Origin of the sequence: Parafrankia sp. Ea1.12 (assembly GCF_900465275.1) — a bacterium.
Lineage (GTDB): Bacteria > Actinomycetota > Actinomycetes > Frankiales > Frankiaceae > Parafrankia > Parafrankia soli.
This window is the reverse complement of record NZ_UBIZ01000634.1, coordinates 1-255: the sequence shown is the minus strand read 5'-3', so window position 1 is coordinate 255 and position 255 is coordinate 1. Positions and strand designations below refer to the sequence as shown.

1 pseudogene is annotated in these 255 nt (G+C 68.6%); it reads right to left on the bottom strand.

Annotated elements, in window-relative coordinates:
• A pseudogene (locus FMEAI12_RS34125) lies at positions 1 to 255 on the bottom strand (transposase); the annotation flags it as partial.

Sequence of the window (255 nt, the reverse complement as noted above, 5' to 3'; positions counted from 1 at the left end):
CGGGGAGCCCGGGGTGGGATCTTGACGGTGGTGATGCCGGCGTCGGCGAGAACCGCGTCGAACGATGCGGTGAACTGTCCGGCGCGGTCACGGACCAGGACCTGGAAGTCGGCAGCCCGGTCACCGAGATCCATGAGGAGGTTCCGGGCTTGTTGGGTGGTCCACGATCCGTCGGGGTGGGCGGTGACCCCGAGGACGTGGACGGTGCGGGAGCCGACCTCGATGACGAAGAAGCAGTACAGGCGCCGCAGCGTC